This is a genomic window from Pseudoalteromonas sp. PA2MD11 (assembly GCF_017808125.1).
GTDB lineage: Bacteria > Pseudomonadota > Gammaproteobacteria > Enterobacterales > Alteromonadaceae > Pseudoalteromonas > Pseudoalteromonas simplex.
This window is the reverse complement of the sequence record NZ_JADKNF010000005.1, coordinates 1-14,587: the sequence shown is the minus strand read 5'-3', so window position 1 is coordinate 14,587 and position 14,587 is coordinate 1. Positions and strand designations below refer to the sequence as shown.

Annotated in this window: 10 protein-coding genes; 2 read left to right on the top strand and 8 right to left on the bottom strand. The window is 41.3% G+C overall.

The window, feature by feature from the left end; genetic code table 11:
* Positions 1-17: 17 nt before the first annotated feature.
* The 3 genes from ISP07_RS07680 to ISP07_RS07670 all read right to left on the bottom strand — a co-directional run bounded on the left by ISP07_RS07680 (position 18) and on the right by ISP07_RS07670 (position 5,510).
* Complete coding sequence (locus tag ISP07_RS07680) at positions 18-2,696, bottom strand: M14 family metallopeptidase (protein WP_209327269.1); 2,679 nt, start codon at positions 2,694-2,696, stop codon at positions 18-20.
* Between the two features lie 139 nt (positions 2,697-2,835).
* Complete coding sequence (locus ISP07_RS07675; protein WP_209327268.1) at positions 2,836-5,082, bottom strand: S46 family peptidase; 2,247 nt, start codon at positions 5,080-5,082, stop codon at positions 2,836-2,838.
* A gap of 185 nt (positions 5,083-5,267) precedes the next feature.
* Positions 5,268-5,510, bottom strand: coding sequence for a YdcH family protein (locus ISP07_RS07670; RefSeq protein WP_063702664.1), 243 nt, complete (start codon positions 5,508-5,510; stop codon positions 5,268-5,270).
* A gap of 266 nt (positions 5,511-5,776) precedes the next feature.
* Here ISP07_RS07670 and ISP07_RS07665 point away from each other — a divergent pair, with 266 nt between their 5' ends.
* Positions 5,777-8,530, top strand: a complete 2,754-nt coding sequence (locus ISP07_RS07665) for a prolyl oligopeptidase family serine peptidase (protein WP_209327267.1) — start codon at positions 5,777-5,779, stop codon at positions 8,528-8,530.
* A gap of 189 nt (positions 8,531-8,719) precedes the next feature.
* Positions 8,720-10,933, top strand: coding sequence for a catalase/peroxidase HPI (gene katG, locus ISP07_RS07660; RefSeq protein ID WP_209327266.1), 2,214 nt, complete (start codon positions 8,720-8,722; stop codon positions 10,931-10,933).
* 338 nt (positions 10,934-11,271) lie between these two features.
* Here the strand turns inward: katG and ISP07_RS07655 are convergent, their stop codons facing one another.
* The 5 genes from ISP07_RS07655 to ISP07_RS07635 all read right to left on the bottom strand — a co-directional run bounded on the left by ISP07_RS07655 (position 11,272) and on the right by ISP07_RS07635 (position 14,394).
* Positions 11,272-11,481 carry a hypothetical protein gene (locus ISP07_RS07655; RefSeq protein WP_209327265.1) on the bottom strand — a complete coding sequence of 70 codons (210 nt, stop codon included), beginning with the start codon at positions 11,479-11,481 and terminating at the stop codon, positions 11,272-11,274.
* 291 nt (positions 11,482-11,772) lie between these two features.
* Positions 11,773-12,126, bottom strand: a complete 354-nt coding sequence (locus ISP07_RS07650) for a hypothetical protein (protein WP_187489750.1) — start codon at positions 12,124-12,126, stop codon at positions 11,773-11,775.
* 106 nt (positions 12,127-12,232) lie between these two features.
* Positions 12,233-12,580 carry a hypothetical protein gene (locus ISP07_RS07645; RefSeq protein ID WP_209327264.1) on the bottom strand — a complete coding sequence of 116 codons (348 nt, stop codon included), beginning with the start codon at positions 12,578-12,580 and terminating at the stop codon, positions 12,233-12,235.
* A gap of 254 nt (positions 12,581-12,834) precedes the next feature.
* Entirely contained in the window at positions 12,835-13,431 is a 597-nt protein-coding gene (locus tag ISP07_RS07640; RefSeq protein ID WP_209327263.1) for a HEAT repeat domain-containing protein, read from the bottom strand.
* 276 nt (positions 13,432-13,707) lie between these two features.
* Entirely contained in the window at positions 13,708-14,394 is a 687-nt protein-coding gene (locus ISP07_RS07635) for a hypothetical protein (RefSeq protein ID WP_209327262.1), read from the bottom strand.
* Positions 14,395-14,587 lie beyond the last annotated feature (193 nt).

Genomic DNA, 14,587 nt, shown 5'->3' with positions numbered 1-14,587 from the left:
TTGATTAGACTTCAACCTTACTGAGCATGAGCTGCAGCGCGGAAAATCGTGTTAGTTAACAGTACATTCATGCCTTCAAGGTAGGCGCGGTAGGTTGGTGATTGTGTAAAGCCTATCACCATGCCTTTGCCTTGCGGTTGATGCACAAGTAATGGCTTATAAGCAAGCTGTGCTTTATTTTGCTGCCATAGATAACCACTTGCTAGCACATCATCTTTACCTGTAAACCAGGCTAGGTTTTTACCTGAGTTTAGTTTTATTGGCGTGTAAATATCATTACCGTAAGCCACTGCAACAAGGTCTTTATCAACCCCTGCGGTTAACCAGTGCTCTTGGTCCACTTCAACATTGGCAAGTACACCGGCTACATAGTCTGGCGATGTATGTGGCTCAATGCTCGCTGCTTTTAAATCATTGCGAGAAGTGAATAACTGCCCTGCCACTTTACTGCTTTTATCATCGCTACTGTCGGCTTTATCTTCTCGGTAAGCTTGCTCGCGTTTAACATCTAACAAACCGTAATCAGCGTTGGTGGTAAAACGGTTAGCATTACCGAGGGCAATCAACACGCCACCTGCTTCAACCCAGCTTTTTAAATTAGCCGCGCCCGATTTACCGAGTGCTTGCTCGTAATTACCTTCGGGTAAAATAAGCACTTGGTAATCACTTAAATCAGCCCAAGCAAGCATGGGTGTGCGAATAGCTGTCACCGGGTAGCCAAGCTGTCTTTCGATAACAAAACGAGTGTTACCGGCGCTTAGCTCTCGAGTGGCTGCATCCCATGCAATCGCCACTTTTGGTGCCACCATAGGCACTGTTTTGTTACTACCAAAGCTTGGGCCTTCAATCACCCAACTTGAATCAACACCATCAACTATTGCACCAGTTTGCTCGGCAATTTGGCTAATTTTAGTCAGTAAGTCTTTATCGTTTAGGCGCTTTTCGATTACTAAGCTGCCCGCTGGGTAGTTAGTTTTATCACCTGATATAAAGGCTTGGTCAGCACTTTTCAGTTTAATGCCAGCTTGCAGTGCTGCTGTTAAAAAGCGTGCTGCGGCCGTATCACCCCAAGCAACAATATAAGCCACTGAGGCTTCTGGATTATTCACTGTGCCTAGTAATGTGTCATCGGCCTGAACCGCTTTACTAACTGCGCTAACTGCGCGACCACAACTATCGCTATCAACATTAAACATCATCGGCAGCGACCAACCTGTGACATCGTAAATTTCATCACCTAGGTTACGAGCGCGGCGTCTTTCTTGCTCTTTTACAAAAGCCTCTGCCATATCTACTTGGTCAGTAAAGGTGGTACGTACAAATACCCCGCGTGGCTGTGCAGTATCAATAAAATAGCTGCCTGCTTTGTACTTAACGCCACAGGCTTTGAAATCTTCAGTTGCTTGTTTAACTTCAACACCATGTTCAGCCATTAAGGTTGCGAGTCTATGAGCGCCTTCACGGTTACTTTGTTTAGGTAGGATATAAACACGCTCTTTGCTATCTTTACCCGAATCAATCGCATCAACTTGATATTGATAAAAGTCACCTAGTAGTTTTTCACGTTGGTTGGCAGCCCCTTCGGCAGTCGAAATTGAGGCTACAAACTGACGTTTTACAGTATTAAAATAGGTGAGTAGTTCACCGGTATTTTTCTCAAACACGTGGCCACGTGCAGAGCCGACTTCGTAAGTTGATGCTGATGCACCATAAAATACTGGCCAGCTATCACCATAACCTGGATAAAAGGCATCAAAAATTTCACGGGTAAAATAATCAAAGCCAAACTCATCAAAATACTTCGCGTGATTTTGCCCAATCGCATCCATGTTGGCGATTTGAGTTTTCGTCATATGCGGATTAAATGGCTGAGCAGCCGGTGCAAAGTAGTAAGATTGGTCGCCGCCCATTTCATGAATATCAACCACTACTTGCGGTTTATATTTATTGATTGCAGCCACTCTGCCTTTACTTTCAGGCTGAGTAAGCGCTAACCAATCACGATTCATATCAAACAAATAATGATTTGTTCGGCCTCTTGGCCACGGCTCATTATGCTCTGCACTTAACCTATCTGCACTGTGCTCAAGGCCCACGGTCGCATAATAACGAGTAACAAAGCGCTCACGGCCATCAGGGTTTTGCAATGGGTCGATAAACACCACGGTGTTATCTAAAATTTTGCTGTTAACGGCATCATTCGGGGCTGCTAGTAAGTGATATGCAGTGAATAGAGCAGCATCGGTTGAGCTAATTTCATTACCGTGCACGGCATACTGAAGCCACACAGACGTCGGTAAATTTTTAATTAGCGACTTAGCTTCTTTTTCAGAGGTGATACGCGGATCAGCCAAGGCTTGGGTGTTATTGGCGAGAGTTTCTAATGAGCGAATATGCTCCGCAGTGCCAACCACCGCATAAACCAGTTCACGACCTTCCCAGCTGTTTGCGTACTTAAACACTTTAATACGATCAGGCGCAGCTTGTTCAAGAGCGCTAAGATAACGACGCATATCGTTGTAATTGGTGATGCGCTCACCTACATCGTATCCGAGTACTTGTTTAAATGTTGGTATTTGCTGATTATAAGCCGTGCCTGGCCACATTGCTTCGGTATTCGCAGCACTGGCATTAAAGCTTGCCGTTATTGCCACAACACTCACTGAAATGGCTTTTATTATTTGTTTGGCGCTCATTATTTTTCCCAAGTAAAAGTATCTGCTTTGTACATTACAAAAGTATTGAAAATAAACAAATTAAAAACGTTAGATTGGCAAAAATTAAAGACATAAAAAAACCGCAGCAATTGCTGCGGTTATTTTCAAAATAGCAGGGCTATTTAACTAGGGTCATTTCATCAAGTAGGTAACCTGCGTTATCAACTTCTTCCATTAACCAAAGCATGTATCGAATATCAACGTGAATAGCACGGGTGATTTTGGCGTTAAAGTACCAATCTTTGGTGATTGATTCATAAGTCGAGTCAAAATTAAGACCCACTAATTCACCTTTACCATTCATGACTGGCGAACCTGAGTTACCCCCTGTGGTATCAGCGCTACTTAAAAAGTTGACTGGTACTGAGTTAACTTCAAGAGGTTTAGCCGCTTGTGACTCACAACCAAAGCTGAATAAGCTACAACTTACGCCTGGTAGACCTAAGTCACCACGGTAATACGCGCCAAATGCTTGCTTTTTGTATGCTTCAAGTACTTTATCGGTAACAACAAATGGTTTTTCACCTGTGTGTTTAGCCACTAAACCACGTAGTGATGTAAATGGCGTTTTATACACAGCATCTGCTGCTGGGTAACCATCAACTTGTGCGTAGCTTACGCGTAATGTGCCATTTGCATCTGGGTAAACTGGCTTACCTTTAGCATTATTGAAAGCGATCACGGCTTGCATATACTGCGGACGAATTTCTGCTAAACGCCCCGCCATTTCTTTTTCGTCAGCTTCTTGTGCCATGTTGGTATCGTATAGAGCAACAGCTAACTTTATGAATGGGTCGTTTGATGCTTCAAACTCTGCGACAGATTTACCAATCCAGTTAACACGTGCTTCTACATCTGTAAGCTCTGTATTAGCATAAAAAGAAGCAATAATCGCATCAAGTTCAGCTTGTGTTGTGGTATCTGTAATACCTAAGCCGTCGTTTAATGCCGCAACTTGCGCTGCTTTATCTTGCGCTAAATAGTTACCTAAGTAGCTTAACCATAAGGCTTTATCGACTTCAGGCGTAAACTGTTTTTGTAAACGCTCTAAACGCGCTTTAAGCATTGGAAGGTCACGCTCTTGGTAACCCATTTCGCGCTCTGCATTAGGTTTTTCGCTCTCTTTTGCTAAGCGATATAAACGAATCGCGGTGCTTAGTAAGTCTGCGCGTTTTGCATAATCAAAGTAAAAGTGACTTTGTTGCTGAGCATGTGCTTCAACTAATAATGACTTTAATGCGTGATATGAATCTGCGTATGCTTTACGTTCAGCACTTTGTGCAAACCAAGCTAAGTATTCTTGTTCTTGCGCAGCTTTAATACCCGGAATATCCGTTACTTTAAAGCCATCTTGTAAGCCTTCCAGTTTCTTTAAACGGTTGTTAGTGCTTTTTACACGAGAGGCATATTTAACTTGTGCTTGCTCATCGCCTTCGCTCTGCTTGGCGATTACGTCTAGGGTCATGTTATAAGTATTAAGCAATGTTGGGTAATACCAACTCGCAGAATAATTTACTTCGTCTGCAAGCTTATAGCGGCTAGTTCGACCCGGGTAACCGGCCACCAGCACACCATCACCTAAGCTTACGCCGCTCGCATTCACTTTTAAGAACGACTTTGGCTCATAAGGTACGTTATCTTCGCTGTAATCTGCAGGCTTACCATCTTTACCAACGTAACCACGTACAAAGGTAAAATCCGCCGTGTGACGTGGGTATTCAAAGTTATCAATGTCGCCACCAAAGTTACCCAGCGCTTCTGCTGGAGCATACACTAAGCGCACATCTTTGATCATCAGTTGTTTGATCATGAAGTACTCTAAGCCATGGTGAAAATCACGGACGGTACAACGGTAGTTAGGATCTGACTCACACTCGCTGATCAAAGCTTTGCGATTTGCTTGAATTGCTTCATAACGCGCTTTGCCGTGTAGTTCTGCAGGTAAGTTACCCAGTACGCGCTCAGTAACATCATCCACTTGTTCAGTTACATACAAACGCTCTTGCGGGCCTGCAGGTAGCTCTTTTGATAAATCAGCTGCTAAAAAACCTTTTTCAATTAAGTTGTTTTCTGGTGTGCTGTTATTTTGAATCGCGCCATAAGCACAGTGATGATTAGTTACCGCTAAGCCTTTTGGTGACACAAATGACGCAGAGCAATAGCCTAAACCAACCACTGCATTGAGTGGGTATTGGTTAAGATCTGCCACTTGTGATGCCGGTAATTCAATACCAACGCGGTCAAACTCGCTTTGTAATTGTTTTAATTGATGCGGTTGCCACTGCCCTTCATCAGCGTGCGCGCTACCGACAGCGACAACACCCATGAGTGCTAATGAAGTAGTAATAATATTTTTTTTAATCATGTTAATCCTAGTCAGTGCAAAGCACTATTCCATTGTTGCCTTAAAAAATCGCGCTAAGACTACCATAACCTTGATTGACTCAAGACATATTGCGATTAAATACAATTGGAGAGTAAAAATAGAGGGGAGAAAAAGCTCCTACCGTAAGAATGCAGTAAGCAGGAGCATTAGCTTCGATTCAATTATTAAGCATTGGCTTTTAAAAAGTCATAAAGTTCATCTTTAAGCACGGCGCGTTGATGCTTTTTTTCATGCATATCCGCATCTTCAATCGGCGAGTTTTGCAATTCAAGCTCACGAATTTCTTTATCCATATCATCATAACGCTGCATGGTTTTCTTGAAATGAGCATCGTGCTTCGCGAGGCTGTGGATTAGTTCATTAAACTCAGGGAATTCATTCAATAACGAGTGTTTCTCACCTAACATGGGCAACTCCTTTGGCTAGAAAATAAGGTCAATTTCACTGTATCACTCCAATAAACAGAGTCAACGCACCAACCTTGTCCAAGATCAATAACATAATAAATTATGAAAAGTCCTAATTAAAACTCCTTAAAATAATGTGCAAACACATATTAATTGAGCTCAATTGCACCCTAGCCAGCAAAATTGGTAACTTATCGTTTCTACTCGAATTGTTTATTAAAAACGCTACACTGGGTGCGTCAATTTAAAAACAACGAGAAAGATGAATGAAAGCGCAATTATCACTTTTGAGCTTAGCCTTGGTGACAAGCCTTGGTAGTGCACAGATTAGTGCGAAAGAAGCTCTGCAATTTAAAGACGTGTTTGATTTTAAATACGCAAAAGGCACCCAACTTTCTGAAGATGGCCAAATTCTTAGCTTTAGTGCCGACCCTTATCGCGGTAATGCACTAGGTCAGGTTTATACATTAAACAACAACACCCTACTAACTAGCGTTGAGCGCGGTACTCGCCCAACTATTAATAAAGCAGCAAACTGGGTGGCTTTTACTCAGGTACCAACCCTACTTGAAAAAGAAACCACCAAGAAAAAAGATGAGCTAAAGAACAACCTTGTTTTAGTGAATACTAAAAGTGGTGAGCAACAGACCTTTAACGATGTAAAAGACTATGTGTTATCGGATGATGGTGTATGGCTTGCTTACCGACTCGATAAGAAGGTAGATAAAAAAGACAGCGAAGAAAAAGACGAAAACAGCAGCGAAATCAAGCCAGACAAAAAAGATAAAAGCTTTGATTTAGCGCTTGTTAACCTTCAAGACAAAACCACGCACACTCTCAACAACGTATTCAGCTATGCGATTAGCAGCACAGGTGAGCAGTTATTAGCAAGCCAAAGCTACCATGATGGTGCCGACAACCAAGTTGTATTAGTTAATCTTAATAATGACTTTAAAACTAGTGTGTTGATTGATGAGCCGGGCGTTGTGGCAAACAAAATTGCTTGGCAGCCAAACAGCAATACCGCAGCGCTGTTAATTGGTAATTATGTGAATGATGATACTCGTCGTCGTGACCACAGCTTACAGCTTTTACAAAATGGGGCGCTTTCAACCATTAATTCTGCGGATAGCAGCTGGACTATTGGCAAAACAGCATCGCTAAAATGGTCTGAAGATGGTGCTCGTTTGTACTTTGAAAACCACCCTAAACTCGCTGCAAAAGTTGCCCTAAAAGAATACAAAGATGAAGCCTCTTTATATGATTTCGATACCATTCGCGACCAAAAGGGCCTTAACGTTTGGCACAACAAAGACGCTGAAATTAAGCCTCGCGAAGAGCAGCAATGGAACAAAGAAAATAAGCTTCGTCACTACCAAGCGGTATATCATGTAAATGGTCAGCAAGTTGTGCAGTTAAGCACGCCGAATATGCCTGAGGTTTCGCTTAATACTCATCGCGAAGCGCTATTAGGTTATTCAGACCGACCTTACCTAGAACGTGTTATGTATGGTGGTTTTTACGCAGATTATTTCAGTGTTGATGTTAAAACCGGTAAACAAACCGCTATCGTCAGCGACTATCCGTTTAGACCAAGCCTTGCGCCAAATGGTCAATTTGCAGCATTTTTCCAAGACAGCCAAGTACAGCTCAAAGATTTAGGTAACAACAAGGTTTCGACCTTATCTAAAGCAATTAACGCTATTTTTGCTGATGATAAACATGACTACCCTTCGCCTCAACCGGGTTATGGTTTTGCTGGCTGGTTAAACGATAGCAGCCAAGTATTGGTTTACAGCAAATTTGATATTTGGGCTTTTGATGTCGCAACACAAAAAGCAACGCGCCTAACTCAAGGTAAAGAAAGCAATACCCAATATCGTGTTATTAAACTTGATAAAGACCAAGTGGGCTTTGCCAAAGACGGAACATTATTACTAAGCGCAACCAATCTGCAAGATAAGCAAACTGAAATTGCCAAACTTGATTTAACAAGCAATAAAGTAAGCAAAGTACTTTCGGGTAAAAAGCGCTATGATGTAGTGAAAAAGGCAAAAAATGCCGACAAATACCTATTTACTGCACAAACATATCAGCAATTCCCTGATTACTACCAAACTGATTTTAGCTTCAAAAAGCCACAACGTGTTACCAACCTAAACCCACAAATTAGCAACTTTGCATGGGGCGAAAAACCAGAGCTTATTAGCTACAAAGGGTTTGATGGTGAAGACTTACAAGGCGTATTGATCAAACCTGCGGGCTACAAAAAAGGCGATAAGGTGCCAGTGGTTGTGTACTTCTACCGCTATATGAGCCAACGCATGTATGACTTCCCGAAAATGGAGTTAAATCATCGTCCTAACTTCCCGATGTTTACTTCAAATGGTTATGCGATTTTCTTACCTGATATCCGTTTTGAAATTGGTCATCCGGGTAAATCGTCAACTCAAACGATGATCAACGCAACTCAAAAGTTAATTGATTTAGGCATTGCTGATCCAGATAAAATTGGTTTACAAGGTCACTCATGGGCAGGCTACCAAAGTGCCTTTATGATCACGCAAACAGATATGTTTAAGGCGGTTGTATCGGGTGCGCCAGTATCTAACATGACCAGTGCATACAGCGGTATTCGCTTAAAATCAGGTCTTGCTCGTCAGTTCCAATACGAAACAGGGCAAAGCCGCATTGGTAAAACGTTATTCGAAGCGCCAGAGCTATACATCGAAAACTCACCGGTGTTCTTCGCCGATAAAGTGAATACACCAATCCTGATTATGTTTGGCGACAAAGATGATGCTGTGCCATGGCACGAAGGTGTTCAATACTACCTAGCACTTCGTCGTGCGGGTAAAGATGCCACCTTCTTACAATACGAAGGTGAACCACATCACCTGAAGAAATTCCCTAACCAAGTGGATTTCTCAGTACGTATGATGGAATATTTTGATCACTACTTAAAAGGCAAACCAGCCGCTGAGTGGATCAAAAACGGCGTACCCTTTATTGAAGAATAAGCAATAAGCTGAATTTAAGCTTACTGCACACCTCCCCTAGAGCCAGCATTTTCGCTGGCTTTGTTCTATAAAATCAATTAAACCATCTGTTTTTTCGATTTTATCAATCGATTTAAACCCCAGTTTGTAAGTGGAAAGTTAACCTGAACAAATCTATATTTCACCCAACTTCTAACTGGAGACTACACAATGTTTAAAAAATCAACGTCAGCTTTGTCTAAAGTAGCTGTTGCGGTATCACTGCTGGTGGCAACAGGCGTACAAGCTACAAACGACATCAAATCAAACCAATTCTGGTGGCCAGAGCAATTAGATCTTAGCCAACTTCGTGCCCATGGTGCAGAGTCTGATCCTATGGGTCCTTACTTTGATTACAAAAAAGAATTCTTAAAGTTAGACTTAAACGCAGTGAAAGCTGATATTGAGAAAGTATTGACTGATTCTCAAGATTGGTGGCCTGCTGACTACGGTCACTATGGTCCATTCTTCATCCGTATGGCGTGGCACGCATCAGGTACTTACCGTACGTTTGATGGTCGTGGTGGCGCAGGCGGTGGTCAACAACGTTTCGACCCGCTAAATAGCTGGCCTGATAACGCAAACCTTGATAAGGCACGTCGTTTACTTTGGCCTATAAAACAAAAATACGGTCGCAGCATTTCTTGGGCTGACTTGATGGCGTTAACAGGTAACGTTGCGCTTGAATCAATGGGCTTCAAAACCTTTGGTTATGCCGGTGGTCGTGAAGACGATTGGGAACCAGATTACGTATACTGGGGCCCTGAAGGCAAAATGTTAACTGACGAACGTCGTGACAAAAAAGGCAAACTTAAAGGCCCATTAGCGGCGGTTGAGATGGGCTTAATCTATGTAAACCCAGAAGGCCCTCACGGTAACCCTGATCCACTACTTGCAGCAGACGACATCCGTTTATCATTCGGCCGCATGGCAATGAACGATGAAGAAATCGTTGCACTAATCGCCGGTGGTCACAGCTTTGGTAAAGCACACGGTGCGAAAAAAGCGACCTGTTTAGACAAAGAGCCTGCAGCAGCCGGTATCGAAGAGCAAGGTTTAGGTTGGAAAAACAAATGTGGTAAAGGTCACTCAGAAGATACCATCACTTCAGGTCTTGAAGGTGCATGGACAGTGACACCAACACGCTGGTCAATCAACTACCTACAAAACTTATTTGCTTTTGAATGGGTTAAAACTAAGAGCCCTGCAGGTGCGACTCAATGGATCCCTGAAAATGGTCAAGCGTCTAACCTAGTGCCAGATGCACACATTAAAGGTAAGCGTCATGCGCCTATCATGTTCACAACTGATATCGCGTTAAAAGCAGATCCTGAGTTTCGTAAGATTTCAGAGCGTTTCTTAAACGACCCGAAAGAGTTCGAACTGGCATTTGCTAAAGCATGGTTCAAACTAAACCACCGCGATATGGGCCCACGTGCTCGTTACCTAGGTGACTTAGTGCCAGAAGAAGTATTAATTTGGCAAGACTACATCCCTGCGGTTGACCACAAGCTAGTTGATAGCAAAGATATCGCGTCACTTAAAACTAGCATCTTAGATTCAGGTTTATCTGTATCTGAGCTAGTTCGTGTTGCTTGGGCATCAGCAGCAAGCTACCGCGACACAGATATGCGTGGTGGTGCAAACGGTGCACGTATTCGCTTTGCTCCGCAAAAAGATTGGCCGGTAAACAACCCGAAAGAAGTAGCTAAAGTACTTAGCAAACTTGAAAAAATCCAAACTAAGTTCAACAAAAAAGCATCTGGCGGTAAAGAGGTTTCACTAGCAGATATGATTGTTCTTGGTGGTGCGGCTGCAATCGAAAAAGCAGCAAGCGACGCGGGTTTCTCTATCGCAGTACCGTTTAAGCCAGGCCGTATGGACGCGTCATTAGAAATGACTGACGTTGAATCATTCGAAGTACTTGAGCCGACGGCAGATGCGTTCCGTAATTACTACAGCTCAGCATGGAAATCACCGGCTGAAATGTTAGTTGAACGTGCTGATTTACTAAGCTTATCAGTACCAGAAATGACTGCACTACTAGGTGGTATGCGTGCCCTTAACGCGAATACTGACCAAACTAAACACGGTGTATTCACGAAAAAACCTGGCACATTAAGCAACGATTTCTTCGTTAACCTATTAGATATGTCAACGAAGTGGTCTAAGTCTTCTGAAGAAGGTGTTTACGAAGGCCGTGACCGTCAATCAGGCAAACTTAAGTGGACAGCAACACCAGTAGATTTAATCTTCGGTTCAAACTCAGAGCTACGTTCAATCGCTGAAGTGTATGCCTCTGACGATGCTAAACAGAAGTTCGTTGATGACTTCGTAGCAGCGTGGACTAAAGTAATGACGCTAGATCGCTTCGACCTACGTTAACCCTATATCAATCGTGTTAAGTCGATTGGTATCATATTTTCGCAACCAACAAAGCCGCTAAATTAGCGGCTTTTTTATTTCAAATCGAGTTATCAGAGCACTTTGAGATTTACAGGCACTCGAGTTCAGCTCATTACTCAATAGCATGAAGCCACCGTAACATTAGATGTTAGCTATAAGTTCGATAATGTTGGTTGCTATTTATGGTGGCAAGTCTAGGTTTTAGGTGCAAATATAAGATATCCAGTAACTTCTTTGAGTCGCTGTTTTTTGAAAACAAACCCAGATTCCTGTTAGAAAATATTTGGATTCAAACTAAGGTAGAATCCTCTTAATTTTTAATCATCAATAAGGTCGTAAGATAATTCTGCTTTCTTAACCTCAAGTTCCAACTCTTTTGTATATGGCAGCCTTACAGTATTTCCCACAAGAGTTTCATTCACAGTGGTCTTTGCCTCTGCAATCGTCATTTTCAACTCTCGACGCAATACCTTATTAAAAGATATTTTTCTAAAGCCCGTGGACCACTTCGTAATTTCAATAATCATTTTCTTCCAGCTTTATACTTACTGATCTAGGTGTTTACATACACATGGGCTTTTGCTTTTTGCCACTACCTCGCCCATGGCGTCAGAAAATAATTTAGCTTAACCCCAATGGTTTTATTTAACTACTTATCACCTATCATATATATGAAAAATAAATGGGTAACCTTATAGTTGTCTAGTTTAGGGGCTAGGAGCTAGGTGCAAATATAAGATATCGAGTTTCTTCTTTGAGTCACTGTTTATTAAGAACGAAACCCTAGAGTGCGAAGCTCTGAATTAAAAAGATATTATCTATTCGTCGTTTGCTACTTCTTCATCAAACCAAACCTGTTCTTGCTCTCCACCCAGCATGAATCGATAACCAGGTGGCAAAGCCATATAAATAGCTACTTCAGGTCTATATTTTACAATATGAGTAAAGTGAACCGTTTTTAAACTCGAAATATCTCCATTATATTCGTCAGTGGTTAACCACCAACCGCTCATATGGTCCGGTGAAGGGTAACGAACTCCTTCTAAAGGCAGCCCCTCATATACACCGTCAGATATTACTACCATTTGCTCCTCGTCAACTGGTGTATATTGTGCACTATAGTGTTCACAACACTTCTGTTGAACTTCTAGCAGATGAGTTATTCCTTTCATCTTAAATTGGATACCACACAATTAATTAATCTATCGAGAATATCATCAAAGTTGAAAACAACAAAAAGCCCCCGCGAGTGTGAAGCTTAGAATTCAAACTATGTCGTCAAATATTTAATAAAGACTCATCAAACCAAACATCAACATAATCTCCTGCGATTAAAAACCTATAACCCGGAGGTAGCGCAAGAAATTTTTTGATATCAGGACACCTCTCACTTAAATGAGCAACATGAAGAGGAACGAAAAAATCAGGTTCTTCAGAAAACTCTTCTCCACCCCAAATGTACCAACCTGTTGTATCTCCTTCAGGGGAGTGTCTTAGTCCATTAATAGGAATAACCCCTTGCTTGACGTTACGAGAAATCCCAACTTTCATATCTTCGGGAGATGATACAAAGTCAGCATTAAATTCATTACAGACCAATCTTTGAGTTTTTGTAATTTCAGTCATTATAAATCATGCTCCTTTTACTGCGCTTCAAACACATGGGAGCAGGTTTTGCTTTTTGTCACTACCTCACCCATGCCAGCAAGTGGTTCTTTTCATTGGGCAGCTTAGCCAGTCTTGAAAACAAAATCCAAGCCACCACAGCTAGAAAAAACAAAGCCCCGCTAGTGCAAACCTTAGGTCTGCGAGTGCGAGGCTTTGGATTCAAAGTTAAACTAGATAGAAACTGATGCTGTTTATATAAATCACCAGCCCCTTTAACTATCTCGCAACAATTCTACTTTTTTTAGAACTTCGTCATTGGTATTTTGGATTATGCCCTTAAGTGATTCAACATTATTTGCTCTTAAGGCACTAAAATACTCAATAGAGTGCCTAAGTTTACAAGCTGTATATTCGTCCTTTTTTAGCTTGTAAACAATTGATTCAAAGTCTTTAACTGGAATTTGTCCCAACAGAGATAATGCGACCATTCTAGTTTGCTCATCTCTATCGTTTAGAAACAAAATGAGTGCCTCTATAAATCTATTATTCCAAAAATCCCATAAAGCAGAACAAATGTTATACCTAACCGTGGCAAAGTGAGATCCCGCTAAACAAATAGCTAAATCCATGAGTTCCCTACCATCATCATTTCCCTCGTTTACAATATAGGTTCCCCAATACTGACAAGATTCAAATTGAGAATAGAACAGTGGCTTAATGTGATTGACAGAAGGCATTTTATCCCATAACAAATTTCCTAATTGCACAGAGCTTTTATCTTTGTCATGAAAAAGCTCCTCTATATCGCCACTTAAAAATGATTCTAATAATTCATCAAATGAACTGTCATTAGTTATATTTCTGTCCATAATTACATAAACTCTATTGGTTTAACTCACCTAACTGCTTTTGTTCAAACTCAATACGTGTCTCATGAGATTTATATTGATCTGATTGCTTACTTTGTCCAGCTTTCTCAAGACTATCTAGCTCTTTTCTTCGACTATTCTAGTTTGTAGCTTACACTTAGCACAGTTTGTTGCGCTGCTATCACCCAATAGTTTGCGAAAAATTCATAGGGTCAGAAAAATTCATGGGGCTAGGTGCTACCAGCATAGTTTGACTTTTTATGAATGAGATAGATTTTATTCAGCGCACTTATCATCACTGACTCGTATGAAACTAAGCTCTTCCTTAATCTGCTGCTTTAGAGAATCATTGGAGACTTTTTGTATATTAGTTCTAAGCATTTCTAGCGCGTAATCACCTTCAACAAGCAAAAGAGAACTTAATGCAGAAGAGCCAACAAAGTTATTTTGATTGTTAATCAATAGCTCAATCAACATATCAACATCTTCACGTTCGCCTAATAACCCGAGCCCACTGATTGCAGAATCCTTTAAAACATTCTCATCCGAGTTAATCATTTCAATGATGTACATACGAGCACGGCTTTTATTCACGTTAGCATCAAAGCATCTATTCTTAAGGTTTAACCTCCACGTTAAAGAAGATAAGCGAATTAAGTTGTCATTTAGCAAGTGCTTTTGACTAGTATTATTCCAAATATCATTCAAAACCGTGTTGTATATTTCTGGATTAAACCCTCTACTAGACCAACCGATTGATATTGAGTTTGCAACAGAAAATACAGCAGCCCTATAACGTGTATCCCAGTAAGAACCAAGCTCTATATTTTGCACTGAGGTATCGGCTTTCAATATCGCTTTTTTCAAATCTGATTGCCACTGCCACCTAACATCATCAGCATGCGAATGAGATGTAATCACCACTAGAAAAGAAAGTACTAAATAAGCTTTAAAGCTGTTCATAGAATAATAAACTCGTTTCTGAGGTATCAACCGGAGTAATAAATTCATCTTCATATTCTGGATAAAATTTATATACTTTATTCACCTATTACTCCATTAATAACAGCCACGCGCTGAAGCACGACCTTGTATCTCTCAGTATTAAATGGTTAGCTACCAATTAATACATCAAGAAGTCAGTGAGTTTGAGCAC